The following is an 18586-nucleotide window of genomic DNA, read 5'->3' as shown; positions in this document are numbered from 1 at the left end:
TACGCGATGAATTTCGTGTCGAAACTGTTTCGCATTCTCTATCGCAGCGGCTGGGCGCTGGCGGTTACGGTGCTGGTACTGCTGGCGCTATATTCCAGTGCCGGGCGCTATTTTATACAGTTTTTGCCCGATTACAGCGATCGGCTGGTTCAGCTCGTCAAGGAGCGCACCGACGCCGATTTGTCTTTATCCCGTCCAGTCGCCGGGTGGACCGGACTGTCCCCCCTTCTGAAAGTCGAATCGCTCTCCTTAAGCCGCGCTGGCGTGACTGCGGTTACCCTCAGTGGTGCCCATGTCAAGGCCGGGCTGCTCTCGGGCATGCTGACCCGAGGCAGTGTCGATATTCTGGAGTTGCGGGCCGACCGGGTCGATTTGCACCTGCATCAGGACGAGGATGGCAACTGGCGTTTCGCCGGCCAGCCGCTGGCGAGTGAGGAGCCGGCCAAGCTGGATCTGCTGTCAATTGTTATGGGAATCCGTGAGGCAGAGGTCAAGGCTCTGTCCTTGGTTCTGCACTACGCCAACGGCGAGCAGGCCAACCTCTGGGGGCAGCGGCTGCGGCTGGCAGGTGACAGTGGTTTTCGTCGGCTTAAGGCGGGGCTGGGTATTGAGGGCTCACGTCCGACCCGACTGATCGCGGAGCTTGCCGGTGATCCACGCAGTGACCGCTTCAAATTCAAGGCTTACCTCCGCCTTGAGAACAGTTCCTTTGCCACCGTCGCGCCATTGTTGGGGCGTTATCAGCCGCTGGCCGACGTCGAGGGGAACGGCGAACTCTGGTTTACCCTTAACGGTAATCTTCAGGCGCAGTGGCAGGGACAATTGCGGGTTCCGAAGCTAGTGGTCGGCAAACTCTGGGAAAGTAACCATGAGGTGACCAGTGCGGGGTTTGAGTTTGCCGGTCATCTGGTTAACGGCCGGGCGAAAACCTGGTTTTCCCGTCTCGATTTTTATTGGGAGGATCAGTATGTCGATTGGGGAGGCCTGCGGTTCAGTTTTGCCACTGACGCGCCTGACACACTGCGACTGGTGCTGCCTTCTCTGGATATTGGCCTGAACCAGCGGCGATTGATCAATTCCGGGGCGCTGCCCCCGAAGCTGGCGGATGTGCTGTCAGAGCTCGCGCCTCAAGGGCTTATACGAAACCTGAAGGTAGATGTACCGCTGGACAATCTCGACGACCTGCGTGTTGCCGGCGAGCTGTCTTCGCTGGTGTTGGAGTCCTGGCGCAATGCACCTTCGGTGCGCGGTTTGAATGGTTATATCGAAGCCGGGGTCAAGGGTGGCGAGCTGACCATCGACAGTGGCCGTTTTTTGCTCGGCCTGCCACCGGTCTATCGAGAGCCGCTGGAATTCGCCTCGCTGGCAGCGCGCCTGCAGTGGAAGATATCGGATACCCAGCTGCGTATTCGCAGCGGTCTGATTCGAGCCCATGATGGCGACGGTCGTATTGGTGGGCGGATCGCTTTGACTCTGCCGTTGAGCGCCGACACTGAAGAAGAGCCGGAAATGGCACTGTTGGTGGGCTTGAGCAATGCGGACGCCAGTCAGCGCCACCAGTACCTGCCAGCGGCACTCAGCGACGGCCTGCGCCGCTGGTTGGACGAAAGTATAGTGCGCGGTCGCATTGCTGCGGCGGGCTTTATGTTTAACGGCTCACTGAAAAACCCGGAGCAGCGTAGTTTGCAACTGGCGGTGGATGGCCGCGATTTTGCGCTGGATTATCACCCGGACTGGCCCGGGCTCGCCAAAGCTGATGTGGATCTTCTGCTCGACGGCGATCAGGTGCATGTGCGCACAGATCGGGCTCAGATCTACCAGGATGTGGCATTGAATGATATCGATGTGAGCATCGGCAGCGCGGCGGACTCGACCGTTCTGCTCAAGGTCAAGGCAAAAGCCGATGCGCCCTTGATCTCTGCCTTGCGGGTATTGCGCGAATCGGCTTTGCGCGAGCAGATCGGCTCGGCCTTTGACGAGTGGTCGGGCCAGGGGCGGGTGGAGGCAGCCCTGGATTTGAATATTCCCCTGTCGGATGGCCTTGCACCGCAGGCGCGTGTTCACGCCAATGTGCTGGCGGATTATGTAGAGCTGGAAAACCTGCGCCTGCGACTGGACAAGGTTCGCGGTCCGCTGGTGTTTGACTCGGCAACGGGGCTAAACGGTCGCGATATTCAGGCAGAGGTATTTGGCCGGCCGGCATCGATTAACGTCAGCCAATCACCCGGCAAGCCGGTACTGGTCAATGCCAAAGGGCGCGCCGATGTGCACAGCGTGCGCGACTGGTTGCAGCAACCTCTGATTGGTTTTGCCCAGGGTGAAGCCGCCTACAACGTGGATATTTCCGTGGGGGACGAGCGCGCACACCTCAAGGCGTCTTCGGACCTGTTTGGCGTGGCTATCGACCTGCCGCCGCCGCTGGGCAAGCCGATGCGAGAATCGCGCTTGCTGGAACTGGATATTCCGCTGAACCGGCAACCGCTGCAGATTGACGTGACCATCGATCGGCTTGGGCGCCTTTTGCTCGGCTTTGACGACAGCCAGCAGTTCTCCGGTGGCAGCTTTGCTATCGGCAATCACCCCATACCGCCTCCACCGCGCGGCTTGTTCGCAGTGGTGGGTGAATTGCCGTCGGCGAATCTCGACGCCTGGCTTGCGGTGATGGACCGCTTTCAGTCTATGGGCGGAAAAGAAAGTGGCGACCCGCTGCCGATTGTGGTGGAGAACGTAAAAGTTGATGCCTTTGAAGCGTTGGGCAGCGTCTGGGAGTCGGTGACGCTCAATGCTGATAACGGGGCGAAAGGGCAGCAGCCCTGGCAATTCACCGTCTCGTCGCCGCGCGTGGATGGCCGCATAATCGTGCCGCGTGCGGCGCCGCTGAATATTGAACTGAGCCGTTTGCAATTACCGGCGACCACGCCAGCACCGGCAAGCGCGGACGGCGCGCCACGCTCCCTGTTGGCTTCGGTGCAGCCAAAGCTTTTGCCCGAGCTGGATTTTTCCGTGTCGCAGTTGATTGTGGGCGACAAACCCTGGGGCAGCCTGGCCTTTGCCATGCGCAAGCGTGAGCAGGGTGTGGTCTTGCGTAACTTGAGCGGCAATCTTCGCGGTCTGCAGCTGGGTGCAGATGGTCGGCCGCTGGAGCTGGTCTGGCAGCGCACCGCAAACGGTGACTCGACCCGACTGGCAGGCCGAGTTGCGGTGAAAGATATCGGCAATGTGCTCAGGAACTGGGAGTTCGAGCGGGTCATGGAAAGCCGCAGCGGACAGGTGGACATGGATCTGCAATGGCCCGCGGCACCGGATCTGTTTAGCCCTCAGGGGCTGAGCGGTACCACAACCCTGAGTTTCGACAACGGCCGCTTCCTGCGCGGCTCTGAGGCGGCCTCGGGCACGCTGCGCATGGTGGGAATACTCAATTTTGCCAACGTGATCCGCCGCCTGCAGTTTGATTTCAAAGATGTGTTTGAAAAGGGCATTCACTACGACCGAATTAGAGGTGGGATGAACTTTCAGAGCGGGCTGATGAGCATGCCAAAGGGTCTTGAAATTGAGGGACCGTCATCCAACTTCAAGATTTCCGGTTCACTCGACTTCAATACTGATCTGACCGACATGAAGCTTCTCGCCACGCTGCCCTTGAGCAGTAACCTGCCTTGGGTGGCTGCCTTTATTGCAGGGCTGCCAGCGGCGGCGGGGGTCTATATCGCCAGTAAAGTGTTTGAAGAGCAGGTGGATAAGGCCTCGACCCTGGAGTATTCCGTGAAAGGGCCCTGGCAAAATCCGCAGCTGGAATTTATTGGCTTGTTTGGCGAGCGACTGCCCGAAGGGGGCGATAGTTCGCGCAAGAAAATGCGCGGGCCGGGCAATCGATGACAGCGCGCGTTGCGGCCATTCAAATGGTGAGCCGCCCCGAGGTGGCTATCAACCTGGCGCGGGCATCGAGTTTGATTGCGGAAGCGGCCGGGCAGGGCGCAGAGCTGGTGGTGTTGCCGGAAGCCTTCGCGACCTTTGGCGATCGCGCAGCGGTAGCCCACACTGCCGAGCGTGAAGCCGACAGCGGTAACCTGCAACAGTGGCTGGCGGCCCAGGCGCGACAGCATAGTGTGGTGCTTGTGGGCGGCACCATTCCTGTCGCCAGTGACGATGGACGGGCGTGGGCAGCCTGTCTGGTGTTTGATGCCGCCGGCGAGTGTTTGGGGCGCTACGACAAGCTGCATTTGTTTGATGCAAGCGTCGGCGACGAAACCGGGCGTTATTGTGAGTCTCGTGACTATCGTCCCGGCGCGCAGCCGCTGGTGGTCGATACTGCGCTGGGCAGGTTGGGACTCGCGGTCTGTTTTGATCTGCGCTTTGCGGCGCAGTTTCAGTGGCTGCATGCCCAGGGCGCGGACATGATTGCGGTGCCGTCGGCGTTTACCAGGCGCACCGGCCTTGCCCACTGGCTGCCCCTGCTGCGGGCGCGGGCCATCGAAACCCAGTGTCTGATAATTGGCGCGAATCAGGGCGGAGAGCACAGCGCTACGCGCAAAACCTCGGGTGGTTCTGCGGTGGTGGATGCCTGGGGCGAGGTGCTGGTGGAGGCCGGCTTCGGTGAAGCCGCGTTAACGACAAACTGGGATAAAGCGCGCCAGTCGATAATTCGGGAGCAGATTCCGGTGGTCGGGCGCAGTCGCTTTTCGGTTGCCTGGGAATCGGATGATGAGGCAGGCCCTACCAGCCCTGCTTGAGGCTGTCTTCTTTCAGATCGCGCAAATAACGAAACAGCTCGCGGGCGCTTTTCGGCGGCTGTTTGCGCTCCGCTTCCTGTTTTGCTCTTGTTACCAGCTGTCGCAGTTTCTGACGGTCGGCGCCGGGCAACTCTGATTTCAAGGCGTCTATTGCCGGCATGCCCTCCTCAATCAATCGGTCGCGCCAGGCTTCCAGTTCATGGAAACTGCGATCCAGCTGCTGCACCTTTTCACGGCGTTCCTGCATCGCCACTTCGAGCTCATCGGTATCGAGCTTGCGCATCAGTTTGCCAATGTACTGGTACTGGCGGCGCAGAGCCTCCCGACTTTTGATCCGGCGTGAAGTGGCAATGGCTTCCTTTAGCTCATCGGGGACTGGCATCTGCGCCAGTTCGCCCTTGGGAAGGGTGGCTACTTCCTCGCCCAGCGCTTGAATAGCGGCGCTCTGGCGCTTTTTCTCGGATTTGCTCGGGCGCTCGTCGTGATCCCGCGCGTCGCTATCGTGAAAGTCGTCTGTCATGACATCTCTTATGCGTAAAAGTAAGTCGCGAGCCCGAGAAAGGACATAAAGCCGATCACGTCGGTCACCGTGGTGAGGGCGACACCGCCGGCCAGTGCGGGATCAATTTTCAGTTTTTGCATGATCATTGGCAGCAACGCCCCAGCCAGGGCCGCGGTAATCAGGTTGATGATCATGGCGGCGGCAATGATAAAGCCAATGGTCCTGTCGTCAAACCAGAGCGTAGCTGCGATCGCGACCACCACCGCCCAGATCAGGCCGTTGATGGCGCCGACCAGCACTTCGCGGTTAATCAGCCAGCGGCTGTTGTTCTTGCTGATATGACCCAGCGCCATACCGCGAATGACCACGGTCAGGGTCTGGGTGCCGGCGACGCCGCCCATGCTGGCAACGATGGGCATCAGCACGGCCAGCGCTACCACTTTGTCGATGGTGCCTTCAAACAGGTTGATGACCGCCGAGGCTATAAAGGCGGTAATCAGGTTAATGCCCAGCCACATGGCACGCCGCGGGGCCGCCTTCATGACCGGTGCGAAGGTGTCTTCGTCCTCGTCGAGGCCGGCCATACTCAGCAGCGAATGGTCGGCGTTTTCGCGGATAACGTCGACCACGTCGTCGATAGTGATACGACCGACCAGGCGGCCGGCGCTGTCGACCACTGGTGCCGACACCCAGTCGTGTCGTTCAAACAGTTTCGCCACTTCGGTGTCGGGCATGGACGCGGGAATGGCGTCCATGTCTGTGCTCATGACTTCGCGCACGGTAACGCTCGGGTCGGACACCAGAATGCGTCGCAGCGGCAGTATGCCGATGTATTCGTCGGAGCGGCTGACCACGATCAGGTGGTCGGTCATTTCCGGCAGGTTTTCGTGGCGGCGCAGGTAGCGCAGGGTGACATCGAGGGTGATGTTGGGCCGAACCGTAATGGTATCGGTGTTCATCAGACCGCCGGCGGTGTCCTCGTCATAGGCGAGAATGTGCTCAACCCGCTGTCGGTCCTGATGGTCCATCGACGACAGCACTTCCTGGATTACCCGGTCCGGAAGCTGCTGCAGAATATCGACCAGATCGTCCGCTTCGAGGTTTTCGGCGATGGCCGCCACTTCCTCGGCATCCATCTCCTTCAGGAACTGGGCCTGCACCTCATCGTTGAGGTACTGGATGATGTCGCCTTCGGTTTCCAGGTCGATCAATTGCCAGAGAATGGCGCGGATTTTCGGTGGCGTGGATTCCAGCAGGTGGGCGACGTCGGCTGGCGGCAGGCTGTTGAGCATGCGCCGAATAGGCAGAAATTCACCGCTGCTCAGGGCTGCGTTGAGTTCTTCCAGATGGCTCTGCGTCTGCTTGTTGTCGCCACTCTGCGCCATTAAAACATCCCGGAGAAAGAAGGTTTGCTGCTGAAGGCGATTATCCTTGAAAGATTATCTTTCAACAACTTGCGAGCACGGGCTAATTCACCCTGTTAGCTTTTAGCGCTTACTCGCCTTCGTCAAAGCGGCGGTTGATCAAATCGCAAATGGCATCGAGGGCTTCCTGCTCGTCTTCGCCCTTGCACTCAAGCTCCAGTTCGGTGCCCTTGGCGGCGGCCAACATCATAATCGACATGATGCTTTTGCCATCGACGGACTGGCCGTTGGCCTGCACCGTCACTTCGCTGGCGAAGGAGGCCGCAGTGGAGACAAACTTGGCTGCCGCACGCGCATGCAGGCCGAGTTTGTTGATAATAGTAATTCGGGTTTTCGCCATGGCCGGTCCTGTTGTTGAATGGTGCAACGAAAGGGTCAACCCGGTGTGTCGTGCTGCTGCTTGCGGCCCTGCAGTTCCCGGTGTCGGATCTGCAGATTGTAGGGTTGCTCGGCCATTGCCTTGGCCAGCTTCTCGGCCATGTATACTGAGCGATGTTGCCCACCGGTGCAACCGAGGGCGATGGTGACATAGCTGCGGTTGCCCTTGGCAAGTTCGGGCAGCCAGGTGGTGAGAAAGTCGCGAATCATCACGAGCATGCGCGCCACATCCGGCTTTTCTTCCAGAAACTTCTGCACCGGTTCATCCTGGCCGGTCTGGGCGCGCAGGCTTTCGTCCCAGTGCGGATTAGGCAGCATGCGCAGGTCAAACACAAAGTCCGCATCGACCGGCAGACCGCGCTTAAAGCCAAAGGACAGTATCTGCACCGTCATGCCGAGGGCTTCACCTTCAATCAGTCGTTCGCGAATGGCGCTGCGCAATTCGTGAATGGTCAGGCCGCTAGTGTCGATGGTCAGGTCGGCGGCCATCAAAATGGGTTCGAGCCGCTGGCGTTCGGTGTGCAGGGCTTCGGCCAGTGCGACCTGTTTGTTGCTGAGTGGGTGGCGGCGGCGGGTTTCACTGAAGCGTTTGACCAGGGTTTGGTCGTCGGCGTCGAGCACCACGATTTGCAAATCGACGAAGGGCTTGATCTGCGCCATTATTTCATCGAAGTGGGCCAATTCCGCCGGCGTGTTGCGGGCATCAATGCAGACCGCCGCGTGGTGATATTCGCTTTGTGTACTGGCCGACAGTTCGCGCACCAGATCCCCCAGCAGTGACAGCGGCAGGTTGTCGATGCAGAAGTAGCCCTCGTCTTCGAGCTGGTTGAGGGCGGAGCTTTTGCCAGAGCCGGAACGGCCACTGATGATGACCAGCTTCATGGGGTGTGGAATTCGATAGCGTTTTGAAAAAGCTGCTGGGCGTCTTTCGAGGCGCGCAGACGCTCGCGGTAAGCCGGGGTGTTGAGGCGCTCGGCGATGCTTGACAGGGCCTTGAGGTGCTCGTCGTGACCTTCTTCCGGGGCGACCAGAGCAAACAGGATGTCGACTGGCTGGTCGTCAACCGACTCGAAACCGACGGGTTCATTCAGGGTAATCAATGCACCGACAATGCTTGAGCAGTTGGATACCCGGCAGTGGGGAATAGCTACGCCAAATCCGATACCGGTGCTGCCGAGACGTTCGCGATTGAGCAGGTGAGTATAGATTTCCTGCGCATCGAGGGCGGGAACATCATTGCTAATGAACTGGGCGAGATCTTCGAGCAGGCGCTTTTTGCTAGTGCTTTTAGCACCGCAATAAGTTCGCTCGGGTGTGAGAAAGTGCTCTAACTGCATGAATCCTGGGTTTCCTGGGCAGTGGCGGTGCGGCGAAGCCCGGAGGCTTCGCGCCCGTGCGAACACTCAGTGTCCGCGGTTCTTTTCTTTGTGTTTGATCAGCTGGCGATCGAGTTTGTCCGCCAGTTGATCGATGGCGGCGTACATGTCTTCTGACTCCGAGGCGGCAAACAGGTCGGCCCCGGCCACGTGGACTGTGCCCTCGGCCTTTTGTATCAGTTTTTCAACGGTGAGGGTGACATCCGTATTGGTGATATTGTCGAAATGGCGCTGGAGACGGGTAAGTTTATTGTTTACATATTCGCGCATGGCTGGTGTTACGTCGACATGATGACCGCTTACAGTGATTTGCATAAATCGCTCCTTATCGTATCAATGCCAACCGAACCCGGGCTGCGCCTCGGTTTCGGAATGTGCCGGACCGCTCCGGCAATTTCAGACCAGTCGTTTCCGCTCGTTTGAGGGCGGAATCATCATCGCTTCGCGGTACTTGGCGATGGTGCGTCTGGCGACCTGAATTCCCTGCTCGGCGAGCAGCCCGGTGATCTTGCTGTCGCTGAGCGGTTTTCTCGGATTTTCCGCTGCGACCAGTTTCTTGATCAGGGCGCGTATCGCCGTCGATGAACACTCTCCGCCGGCGTCGGTCGACACATGGCTGGAGAAAAAGTATTTCAGTTCGTAGATGCCACGCGGGGTGTGCATATACTTCTGGGTAGTGACCCGCGAGATAGTGGACTCGTGCATTTCCACGGCCTCGGCAATATCGTGCAGTATCATCGGCTTCATGGCTTCATCGCCATATTCCAGAAAGCCGCGCTGGTATTCAACTATTTTGCTGGCCACTTTCATCAGGGTTTCATTGCGGCTCTGCAGGCTTTTCAGAAACCAGCGCGCCTCTTGCAGGTTGTCCCGAATGTAGGAGCTGTCAGCGCCGCTGCAGCGCTTGCTCAGCGATGCGTAGTGGTCGTTGATGCGCAGCTTGGGTGCGATATCGGGGTTAAGCTCAACCACCCAGCTGCCCTCCCGTTTACTGACAAACACGTCGGGTACCACATACTCCGTGTCCGACGGCGAGATCATCACCCCGGGACTGGGATTGAGGGTCTGGATCAACTTCAGTACTTGCTTGAGCTGGTCTTCGGTAATCCGTGCCCGGCGCAGTAACTGGTTATAGTCGTGCGAACCCAGCAAGTCGAGGTGGTTGCTGACGATATCCTTGGCGGGCTTGAGCCATTCTGTCGATTCGGGCAGCTGCTGGAGCTGGATCAACAGACATTCCCGCAGATCACGGGCCGCGACACCCGGCGGGTCAAACTGCTGTACCCGATGCAGTACGGCAATGATTTCGTCTTCGTCGATTTCCAATTCCGGGTTGTCGGCCACGCTGGCGAGAATGTCTTCCACGCTGCAGGTGAGCCGGCCATCGGGGGCAACGGCGTCGATAATCGCCAGCGCGATGATCCGGTCGATATCGGACATGCGGCTCAGGTTGAGCTGCCAGCGCAGGTGATCCTGCAGGGACTCGTCGGAGCTGCTGCGCGAGACAGCATCGAAGTCGGGGTTGTCGGAGCTGTTCTGGCGAGTCGAAGGGGCCGAGGGCTGGTAGATATCATCCCAGCGGCTGTCCACCGGCAAGTCATCCGGGATGCCATCGTTCCAGGTTTCATCAACCCCGGTGCTGTCCTGGTCGGCGCTGTTTGCAGTCGGTTCGGTATCCTTGGGCGCGGTGTTGTCGCGTTCCGGCTCTGGGGTCTCGTCCTCGCTGATCTCCAGCATGGGGTTGGAGTCGATGGCGGCCTGGATTTCCTGTTGCAGATCGAGAGTGGAAAGTTGAAGTAGTTTAATCGCTTGCTGCAGCTGGGGTGTCATGGTCAGCTGTTGGCTGACTTTGAGCTGTAGCGATTGTTTCATAAGCGTTTGACTACCACTGATACCACTGAGTGACGAGAGATGTTTTTACGCATCTGTTATTGCAGTGTAGTCCGCCCTTGGAGGCCCTGCAATACCCGTGCCGAATTGTGTAAATTGTGAGCAAAAAGAGTGCAAGGATTACCCTGCAAGCACACAAATGGGCTAGAGCGTGAACTGGTGCCCGAGATAGATGTCCTTGACGACCGGGTCGTTCAACACCGTTTCGGCATTGCCTTCGGCAACGATCTTGCCTTCGCCGACAATGTAGGCTTTTTCACAGATATCCAGCGTTTCACGAACATTGTGGTCGGTAATCAGTACGCCAATGCCACGGCGCTGCAGATGACGAATGATGTCCTTGATGTCATTGACAGAAATCGGATCGACGCCAGCGAAAGGCTCGTCCAGCAGGATGAATTTGGGCTCTGTAGCCAGGGCTCGGGCAATCTCCACCCGTCGCCGTTCGCCGCCCGACAGCGCCATACCCGCAGAGTCACGGATGTGGGTAATGTGGAACTCCTGCAGCAGGCTTTCCATCATGCCTTTGCGTTCTTTGCGAGTCAGTTCTTTGCGGGTTTCGAGAATGGCCATGATATTGTCGGCCACCGACAGCTTGCGAAAAATTGAGGCTTCCTGCGGCAGGTAGCCCAGTCCGACCCGCGCCCGGCCGTGAATGCTTTCGCCGGTGACATCCTGGCCGTCAATACTGATCCGGCCCTTGTCGGCATTGACGATGCCGACAATCATGTAGAAGCAGGTGGTCTTACCGGCGCCATTCGGGCCGAGCAGACCGACAATTTCGCCGCTGTGAATGCTGAGGGAGACATCGCGGATAATCTGGCGGCCCTTATAGGCCTTGGCGAGGTTGTCGGCTCTGAGTTCCGCCATCTTATTGCTCGCTGCTCTCGGTGGGTTCGGGGAGGGTGGGCCGGCTCGACGTTTCGCTGCCCGGTTCGGCGGCGCGCGGCTGCAGGGTCATATTGACCCGCTCCGGATTTTCGCCCTTGTCACCTTCGGCGATGACCGTCTGCTGCTGGCTGTCGTAGGTGATCCGGTTACCCCGGATCTCCGAACCCTGCTGGCGGATCAGGGCCTTCTGAGTCAGGATGACTTTGCCGCTCCCCACGAAGTACTCAATACTTTTTGCTTCGGCGCGCACACTGTCACCATTCTGTGCAAGCTGGGCGGGTTGGCCAATGGCGAGGATGCGGTTTACCTGCCTGTTCTGTTCATCAATGGTCAGCTTGTCTGCCTGAATGGTCAGCGCGCCCTGGCGCAACTCGACCCGACCTTCATACACGCCCTGACCGTTTTCATAGCTGGCCCGATCGGCGCTGATATTAATCGGGGCGCGGTTGTCGGGTTTTAAGGATTCCTGGCTAAAGGCGACACTTGCGCCAAGCAGCAGGATGAATAACCAGCGGCGATCAGGGTTTGTCATAGACCCCCCTCACGTCAGCGAGAAAGACCACCTGTTCTGACTGCATGGCAGCGTGCATTCCTGTGGCGGTAGTGGTGGCATTGGGGCTGGTGAAGCGCACTGGCGCGCGGGTGTCGATAGTGCTGTTGCGGATATCCAGCGTCAGGGCGGTGGTGATGATTTTGGCTTCGTGAATAAAGTCTTTCACAAGCACATCCTGTTCCAGGTCAAGCTGCTGCCCGTCTGCAGCCAGCATGCCGCGCCGGGCGGTTGCGGTCCAGGCCTGGGTGTTGTTCTTGATGCCGTGGTAAATCGGTGAGAGCAGTAGTATCTCGCCGTTGTGCTGGCGGTTGGCCCGATCTGCCTGCCAGCGATAGGCGATACTGCCGTCGCTGCGAAAGGTAGTGCCTTCCGGCTCAAGCAGATAGGAGTCAAAGCGGCGCAGAACCTGCAGGTCCTCGCGGCCACCCATCACAATTTTGCCGCTTTCGCCGTATTCGATAAAAGACAGAAGCAGAGCGCCAAGGCCAATCAGCCCGGCAAACAGAGACAGGTTGCGAATTTGGCGCGTCTTGCGGCGGCGATCTCTGCGCATGATTACAGGTAGTGTTCCCAGCGTTCCAATAGGGTGTCCTGCGCCTTCATAATCAGCTCGCAGGCCTCGCGTACGGCCCCGCGACCACCGGCCGCTTCGGTCTGCCAGTCGGCGTGCTGGGCGACAAAGGGGTGGCCGTTGGCGACGGTAATACCGAGCCCGGCGGCGCGAATGGCGGCCAGATCGGGCAGGTCGTCGCCAATATAGGCAATGGCGGACAGAGGGAGTTCCAGATCCTCACACAGTTCTCGCAGCGCGGTGAGTTTATCTTCGCGTCCCTGGTAGATGGTGGTGATCTTGAGTTCTCCAGCGCGCCGCGCCACCAGGTCGGATACCCGGCCGGTGATAATCGCGGTGTCGATGCCAGTGTCGCGCAGCAGCTTGATGCCGAGCCCGTCCAGTATGCTGAAGGCTTTGATTTCTTCGCCGCTGTTGCCGAAATACAGGCTGCCATCGGTCAGCACGCCGTCCACGTCAGTGACCAGCAGGCGCACGGCTTTGGCTTTATCCATCACATCCTGCATCAGGCGACACCCGCGCGCAGTATGTCGTGCAGGTGAACAACGCCAACCGGGTGGTCATCGTCGTCTACCACTATGAGTGCGGTGATTTTGCGGGTTTCCATGATGTAAAGTGCTTCGGCGGCGAGCATGCCGGGATGGACTCGCTGCGGATTACTGGTCATGGCCTCGTCGATGGTCGCGTTCTGGATATTCAGGCCCTGATCGATGGCGCGGCGCAGGTCGCCGTCGGTAAACAGCCCCAGCAGCACGCCCGATGGGCTCTGCACGGTGGTCATGCCCAGTGCCTTACTGCTCATTTCCAGCAGGGCGCTGGTCAAAGGCGTGCCGCTGAGCACGGTCGGGATTTCGCTGCCGGTGTGCATGATGTCGTCCACCTTCAGCAGGAGCTTACGGCCCAGTGCGCCGCCCGGATGAGAAAAGGCAAAATCTTCAGCGGTGAAACCGCGGGCTTCCAGCAGGGCGATGGCCAGTGCGTCACCGAGCACCAGCGCCACGGTGGTACTGGAGGTCGGCGCCAGCCCCAGCGGGCAGGCCTCTTCGCTGACGCTGGCATCGAGGTGGGCCTGAGCCGCGGTGGCCAGTTCGGACTGGGGATTGCCGGTCATGGAGACCAGCGGCACGCTGAGCCGTTTCAGCAGGGGCAGCAAGGTGATTACCTCCGCTGTGGAGCCGGAGTTGGAAAGGGCGAGGACGGCATCCTGGGCAGTGATCATGCCCATGTCGCCGTGACTGGCTTCTCCGGGGTGCACGAACATGGCCGGGGTGCCAGTGCTGGCCAGAGTGGCGGCGATCTTGCGAGCGATGTGGCCGGACTTGCCCATGCCGGTGACGACCACCCGCCCCTTGCAATTCAGCAGGACTTCACAGGCTTCGTTGAACTGGGCGTCAATGCGCTCTGACAGAGCCGCTACCGCGGCGCTTTCCATGGCAATGGTTCTACGGGCTGATGTCAGGTAGTCGACAGACATGCTTTTTGCTTTACTCGCAAGAATTTATCGGCAATTGGCTACCATCGGTAGGCAATAGGCCGATATGATAAGAGGGCGGGGCCTAAATTCATAGCGCCGCGCGGGGAGCGATTTCCCGACTGTGAGGTCAAAGTGGATCAGACGCCTTGAAAAGTGGCGCAGAAGACAACTAAACGGAGTTGCAATGACGATGTTTCGAAAACTGATTTCTCTGGTGAGCGTGGCTGTAATGGGCTTGGGCGTCTCGTTCAGCTGGTCTGCCGAGCAGGCAGGCAAGCAGGGCCCCTACGAAGTAGTCGCGGAAACCACGAGCCGTGTCACCAAGGTCATAGAAGAGGCGCGCAGCTATGTGGATAAGAATCCGCAGCGCTTCTACGACGAAGTGGAAAAAATTCTGGCCGATGTGGTCGATTTTCCCAGCTTTGCACGCGGTGTCATGGGTAAGTACGGCAGCAAGCGCTACTACGATACCCTGTCTGATGCCGAGAAAAAGAAATTCCGCGAGCGTGTGGAGCGTTTTACTGAAACCTTCCAGGATCGCCTGATCCAGACCTATGCCAAGGGCCTGCTGGCTTTCGACGGCAACCGCATTGAGGTTCTGCCCCTGGCTGAAGATGCCGTGACCGACGGCAGCGTCAATGTTGAGCAGCATATTTATGGCAATGCGCCACAGCCCTATGTGGTGTATTACAAGCTCAAGCAGAGTCGTGACGGCGAATGGAAGCTGCGCAATGTCAGCATTGAGGGGGTCAATCTGGGGCGCACCTATCAAAGCCAGTTCAGTTCGGCCGTGCGCCGCCACAACGGTGATATCGACAAGGTTATCGAAAACTGGGAGGTCTCGCCGGAAGTGGCGGTCGGCGACGAGAGCGACGACGCCTGATTCAATAGCGGGGCTGGGCTGATCTGCGTCGATAGCCATTGCCCCGCCAATTGCGTACAATTCGCCGCCTGATTTTTACGAGAATTGCCCATGTTGATCGACGCTATCAAATCCCGACTGAGCTCCGAATTTCCGGGCTGCGACATTGAAGCGCAGGCCGACGGTAACCACTGTCACGTACACATTGTGGGCGATGTGTTTGAGGGGCTGCGCTCCGTCAAGCGTCAGCAGATGGTTTACGCTGCCCTCAATGAGTGGATTGCCGACGGCAGTGTCCACGCGGTTCACATGAACCTTCAGACACCGGCCGAGGCCCGGGCCTGATCGCCCGAACGATTACCTACTGGGGAACACCATGGACCGTTTGTTAATTCGCGGCGGCAAGCGCCTCGATGGCGAGATTCGCATTTCCGGCGCGAAAAATTCGGCGCTGCCCATTCTGGCGGCAACGCTGTTGTGCGACGAGCCCGTCACCATCCGCAATCTGCCTCACCTGCACGACATCACCACCATGATCGCGCTGCTGCGCTGCATGGGGGTGGAGCTGATTATCGATGAAAAGCTCAGCATCGAGGTGCACGCCGAAACCATTACCGATCTGACAGCACCCTACGAGCTGGTTAAAACCATGCGCGCGTCGATTCTGGTGCTCGGCCCGCTGCTGGCCCACTTCGGCGAAGCCCATGTGTCCTTCCCCGGTGGCTGCGCCATCGGCAGTCGGCCGGTGGATTTGCACCTGCGCGGGCTCGAAGCCATGGGCGCGCGTATTGAGGTCGACGAGGGCTACATTCACGCCTACCGCGACGGTCGCCTGAAAGGCGCGCATATCTTTATGGATATGGTTACTGTGGGCGGTACCGAAAATGTCATGATGGCCGCAACATTGGCGGATGGTCGCACGGTAATTGAAAACGCGGCGCGCGAGCCCGAAGTGGTGGACCTGGCGAACTGCCTGAATGCGATGGGCGCAAAAATCACCGGCCACGGCACCGACACCATTACCATCGACGGTGTGGAGGGCCTGAAGGGCTGCGACTATGCGGTGATGCCTGATCGCATTGAAACCGGCACCTATCTGGTCGCTGCCGCGGTCACGGGCGGGCGGGTCAAGCTGAAAGACACCAAGGCCGACAATCTGGAGGCAGTGCTGGCCAAGCTCGAAGAGGCCGGTGCCGAAATCACTGTCGGTGAAGACTGGATTGAGCTGAACATGCATGGCAAGCGGCCCAAGTCGGTCAATATTAAAACAGCGCCCTATCCCGGTTTCCCGACGGATATGCAGGCGCAGTTTACAGCGATGAACGCCATTGCCACCGGCAGCGGCCGGGTGACGGAAACTGTCTTTGAAAACAGGCTTATCCAGACCCATGAGATGAACCGCATGGGCGCCAAGATCAACATAGAAGGCAACACCGCGATCATCGAAGGTGTTGAAGAGCTGCGGGCGGCGCCGGTGATGGCCAGCGACCTGCGGGCCTCGGCCAGTCTGGTGATTGCGGGGCTGGTGGCGACCGGCGAAACTTGCGTTGATCGCATCTACCATATTGATCGCGGTTACGAATGTATCGAGGAAAAACTACAGCTGCTGGGCGCTGATATCCGGCGCCTGGCGGAATAACGAGCGGAATAAATAGGCGCGTCGTGGAAAAACTGACCATAGCCCTCACCAAGGGCCGCATACTCAAGGATACCCTGCCGCTGTTTGCGGAAGCGGGCATTGAGCCCGTGGAGGATATTTCAAAGAGCCGCAAACTGATTTTCGACACGACTCTGCCGCATGTGCGCTTTGTGGTGATTCGTGGCACCGATGTGCCTACCTACGTGCAGCTGGGTGCGGCGGATATTGGTGTCGCGGGTAAGGATATGCTGCTGGAGCACGGCGCGGCGGGAATGTACGAACCGCTGGACTTGGGCATTGCCCGCTGCAAGTTGATGACCGCTGTTATGCGCGACCGCGAATTGCCCGCCGGGCGTATCAAGGTGGCCACCAAGTTTGTGAATGTGGCTCGCCAGTATTTTGCGGCGCAGGGCACCCAGGTCGACCTGATCAAGCTTTACGGTGCCATGGAACTGGCGCCGATGATGGATCTTGCAGATGTGATTGTGGATATCGTCGACACCGGCAACACCTTGCGGGCCAACGGCATGGAACCGGCCGACACCATTGCTGAGATCAGTTCGCGGCTGGTCGTGAACACCAGCGCCATGAAGCGCAAACACGAGTCGGTAACCGATGTGGTAGAGCGTTTGCGCCGGGCGGTGCAGGCGAGGGCGGCCAATGACTGACTTGAAACTGCGCCGCCTGAAGGCCGATGCGCCCGGCTTTAATGCCGAGCTCGATGCGCTGCTCGCCTGGGAAGCGGTGTCGGACAGCCGCGTGGCCAAGGCTGTTGAAGGTATTGTAGAGGCAGTAAAAAATCGTGGTGATGACGCCGTGCTCGAGTATACCCGCCAGTTTGACGATTCAGAAGCGAGCTCCCTCGCTGAGCTCGAGCTGTCCAGTGATCGTCTGCAGCAGGCGCTTGCCAGCATTGCTCCGGGGCTGAAAGCGGCGCTGGAGCACGCGGCGGAGCGGATTCGCAGTTATCACAGCCACCAGAAACAGGAATCCTGGTCTTATACCGAGGCTGACGGCACGGTGCTGGGGCAGCAGATCAGGCCGCTGGACCGGGCCGGGCTTTACGTGCCCGGTGGCAAGGCCGCCTATCCCTCGTCGGTTTTGATGAACGCCATTCCCGCCAAGGTGGCCGGTGTTGAAGAGTTGATCATGGTGTCACCCACGCCCGGCGGCACGCTCAACGACGTGGTGTTGGCCGCCGCCGCGATTGCTGGAGTGGATCGCTTTTTTGCCATTGGCGGCGCGCAGGCCATCGCGGCGCTGGCCTATGGCACCGAAACCATTCCCCGGGTCGACAAGATTGTTGGCCCCGGTAATATCTATGTGGCGACCGCCAAGCGTCAGGTGTTTGGTCAGGTCGGCTTGGATATGATCGCCGGCCCCTCGGAAATTCTGGTGGTTTGCGACGGCAAGACCGATCCGGACTGGATCGCGATGGACCTGTTTTCTCAGGCTGAGCACGATGAAGACGCCCAGTCCATTCTGATCAGCCCCGATGCGGCCTTTCTCGATGCCGTGCAAGAGAGCATTGAACGCCTGTTGCCGACTTTGGAGCGGGCAGAAATTGCCAGCGCCTCGCTGCGCGAGCGCGGCGCATTGATTGAGGTGTCAGACCTTGATGCGGCGGTAGCGCTGGTGAATCGAATTGCGCCGGAGCATTTGGAGCTGTCGGTGGAATCACCGGAAGCCCTGTTGCCTCAAATTCGCCACGCCGGCGCCATTTTTATGGGGCGCTACACGCCGGAGGCCCTTGGCGATTACTGTGCCGGGCCCAACCATGTGTTGCCGACCTCGGGCACCTCACGTTTTTCATCGCCGCTGGGCGTCTATGATTTTCAGAAACGCAGCTCGCTGATCCAGTGTTCGGCTCAGGCCCACCTGCTCGGTGAAACGGCCTCGGTACTGGCGCGCAGTGAGTCGCTGACGGCCCACGCGCGCTCGGCCGAGCTGCGCTGGCCGCGCAAATAATCGGATTGCAGAACATGACAGATTGCAAAGCGCTGATTGAGCGCTGGGTGCGCCCGGAAATCCGCGCATTGAATGCCTACCATGTGCCCCCGGCGGATGGCATGGTCAAGCTCGACGCGATGGAAAACCCCTACAGCTGGCCGCCCGAGATGGTGGCGGACTGGCAGAGTCGGCTGGAAGGTGCGGCTTTGAACCGCTACCCCGATGCCACTGCCGCGGCGGTCAAAACACGTCTGCGTCAGGTGATGGGTATCGCCGATGAGCACGATATCCTGCTCGGCAATGGCTCGGACGAGATTATTCAGCTGCTGGCGATGGCGGTGGCGGC

General features: G+C 59.2%; 20 protein-coding genes. 8 read left to right on the top strand and 12 right to left on the bottom strand.

Annotation, left to right across the window (positions count from 1 at the left end):
- The first annotated feature begins 6 nt into the window (after positions 1 to 6).
- Both ABY734_RS15275 and ABY734_RS15270 read left to right on the top strand, forming a co-directional pair.
- The gene (locus ABY734_RS15275; RefSeq protein WP_372780187.1) at positions 7 to 3876 is read left to right on the top strand and encodes a YhdP family protein; all 3870 of its coding nucleotides are present in this window, start codon (positions 7 to 9) and stop codon (positions 3874 to 3876) included.
- Positions 3873 to 4730, top strand: coding sequence for a carbon-nitrogen hydrolase family protein (locus ABY734_RS15270; protein ID WP_372780186.1), 858 nt, complete (start codon positions 3873 to 3875; stop codon positions 4728 to 4730). Before ABY734_RS15275 ends, ABY734_RS15270 begins: the two co-directional genes overlap by 4 nt.
- On the opposite strand, the gene yjgA is transcribed toward ABY734_RS15270, so the two are convergent.
- From yjgA to ABY734_RS15210, 12 genes are all read right to left on the bottom strand, one after another.
- Positions 4714 to 5250 (bottom strand): ribosome biogenesis factor YjgA, encoded by a 537-nt coding sequence (gene yjgA / locus ABY734_RS15265; protein ID WP_372780185.1) that lies wholly within the window; start codon positions 5248 to 5250, stop codon positions 4714 to 4716. The two genes, ABY734_RS15270 and yjgA, sit on opposite strands and share 17 nt — an antisense overlap.
- An 8-nt stretch (positions 5251 to 5258) precedes the next feature.
- On the bottom strand, positions 5259 to 6617 hold the full coding sequence (mgtE, locus tag ABY734_RS15260; RefSeq protein ID WP_372780184.1) for a magnesium transporter: 1359 nt from the start codon (positions 6615 to 6617) through the stop codon (positions 5259 to 5261).
- Positions 6618 to 6726: 109 nt separating this feature from the next.
- Positions 6727 to 6996 carry an HPr family phosphocarrier protein gene (locus ABY734_RS15255; protein WP_372780183.1) on the bottom strand — a complete coding sequence of 90 codons (270 nt, stop codon included), beginning with the start codon at positions 6994 to 6996 and terminating at the stop codon, positions 6727 to 6729.
- A 35-nt stretch (positions 6997 to 7031) separates the two neighbouring features.
- Positions 7032 to 7916, bottom strand: a complete 885-nt coding sequence (gene rapZ / locus ABY734_RS15250; protein ID WP_372780182.1) for an RNase adapter RapZ — start codon at positions 7914 to 7916, stop codon at positions 7032 to 7034.
- On the bottom strand, positions 7913 to 8371 hold the full coding sequence (locus tag ABY734_RS15245) for a PTS sugar transporter subunit IIA (protein ID WP_372780181.1): 459 nt from the start codon (positions 8369 to 8371) through the stop codon (positions 7913 to 7915). Before ABY734_RS15245 ends, rapZ begins: the two co-directional genes overlap by 4 nt.
- Positions 8372 to 8437: 66 nt before the next feature.
- Positions 8438 to 8725 (bottom strand): ribosome hibernation-promoting factor, HPF/YfiA family, encoded by a 288-nt coding sequence (gene hpf / locus ABY734_RS15240; RefSeq protein ID WP_372780180.1) that lies wholly within the window; start codon positions 8723 to 8725, stop codon positions 8438 to 8440.
- An 81-nt stretch (positions 8726 to 8806) separates the two neighbouring features.
- Positions 8807 to 10282, bottom strand: a complete 1476-nt coding sequence (locus ABY734_RS15235; RefSeq protein ID WP_372780179.1) for an RNA polymerase factor sigma-54 — start codon at positions 10280 to 10282, stop codon at positions 8807 to 8809.
- Positions 10283 to 10444: 162 nt separating this feature from the next.
- Positions 10445 to 11170 carry an LPS export ABC transporter ATP-binding protein gene (gene lptB, locus ABY734_RS15230; RefSeq protein WP_372780178.1) on the bottom strand — a complete coding sequence of 242 codons (726 nt, stop codon included), beginning with the start codon at positions 11168 to 11170 and terminating at the stop codon, positions 10445 to 10447.
- A gap of 1 nt (position 11171) precedes the next feature.
- On the bottom strand, positions 11172 to 11723 hold the full coding sequence (lptA, locus tag ABY734_RS15225; protein ID WP_372780177.1) for a lipopolysaccharide transport periplasmic protein LptA: 552 nt from the start codon (positions 11721 to 11723) through the stop codon (positions 11172 to 11174).
- On the bottom strand, positions 11710 to 12297 hold the full coding sequence (gene lptC, locus ABY734_RS15220; RefSeq protein ID WP_372780176.1) for an LPS export ABC transporter periplasmic protein LptC: 588 nt from the start codon (positions 12295 to 12297) through the stop codon (positions 11710 to 11712). Before lptC ends, lptA begins: the two co-directional genes overlap by 14 nt.
- A 2-nt stretch (positions 12298 to 12299) precedes the next feature.
- The gene (kdsC, locus tag ABY734_RS15215; protein ID WP_372780175.1) at positions 12300 to 12821 is read right to left on the bottom strand and encodes a 3-deoxy-manno-octulosonate-8-phosphatase KdsC; all 522 of its coding nucleotides are present in this window, start codon (positions 12819 to 12821) and stop codon (positions 12300 to 12302) included.
- Positions 12821 to 13789 carry a KpsF/GutQ family sugar-phosphate isomerase gene (locus tag ABY734_RS15210; protein ID WP_372780174.1) on the bottom strand — a complete coding sequence of 323 codons (969 nt, stop codon included), beginning with the start codon at positions 13787 to 13789 and terminating at the stop codon, positions 12821 to 12823. The genes kdsC and ABY734_RS15210 overlap by 1 nt, the downstream gene beginning before the upstream one ends.
- Before the next feature lie 184 nt (positions 13790 to 13973).
- On the opposite strand from ABY734_RS15210, the gene ABY734_RS15205 reads away from it, so the two are divergent.
- The 6 genes from ABY734_RS15205 to ABY734_RS15180 all read left to right on the top strand — a co-directional run.
- A complete protein-coding gene (locus tag ABY734_RS15205; RefSeq protein WP_372780173.1) occupies positions 13974 to 14672 on the top strand; it encodes a phospholipid-binding protein MlaC in 699 nt (232 codons plus the stop codon).
- 90 nt (positions 14673 to 14762) lie between these two features.
- On the top strand, positions 14763 to 14996 hold the full coding sequence (locus ABY734_RS15200; protein ID WP_372780172.1) for a BolA family protein: 234 nt from the start codon (positions 14763 to 14765) through the stop codon (positions 14994 to 14996).
- A 31-nt stretch (positions 14997 to 15027) separates the two neighbouring features.
- Positions 15028 to 16290 carry a UDP-N-acetylglucosamine 1-carboxyvinyltransferase gene (murA, locus tag ABY734_RS15195; protein WP_372780171.1) on the top strand — a complete coding sequence of 421 codons (1263 nt, stop codon included), beginning with the start codon at positions 15028 to 15030 and terminating at the stop codon, positions 16288 to 16290.
- Positions 16291 to 16313: 23 nt separating this feature from the next.
- Positions 16314 to 16958 carry an ATP phosphoribosyltransferase gene (gene hisG, locus ABY734_RS15190; RefSeq protein WP_372780170.1) on the top strand — a complete coding sequence of 215 codons (645 nt, stop codon included), beginning with the start codon at positions 16314 to 16316 and terminating at the stop codon, positions 16956 to 16958.
- Positions 16951 to 18258 carry a histidinol dehydrogenase gene (gene hisD, locus ABY734_RS15185; protein ID WP_372780169.1) on the top strand — a complete coding sequence of 436 codons (1308 nt, stop codon included), beginning with the start codon at positions 16951 to 16953 and terminating at the stop codon, positions 18256 to 18258. The genes hisG and hisD overlap by 8 nt, the downstream gene beginning before the upstream one ends.
- 14 nt (positions 18259 to 18272) lie before the next feature.
- The coding region (locus ABY734_RS15180; protein ID WP_372780168.1) for an aminotransferase class I/II-fold pyridoxal phosphate-dependent enzyme at positions 18273 to 18586 on the top strand (314 nt) is incomplete at its 3' end.

It is taken from the genome of Litorivivens sp., assembly GCF_041624475.1.
Classification (GTDB): Bacteria; Pseudomonadota; Gammaproteobacteria; order Pseudomonadales; family Spongiibacteraceae; genus Litorivivens.
Note: the sequence above shows the minus strand (reverse complement) of the source record. Positions and strands in the feature narration are given on the sequence as shown.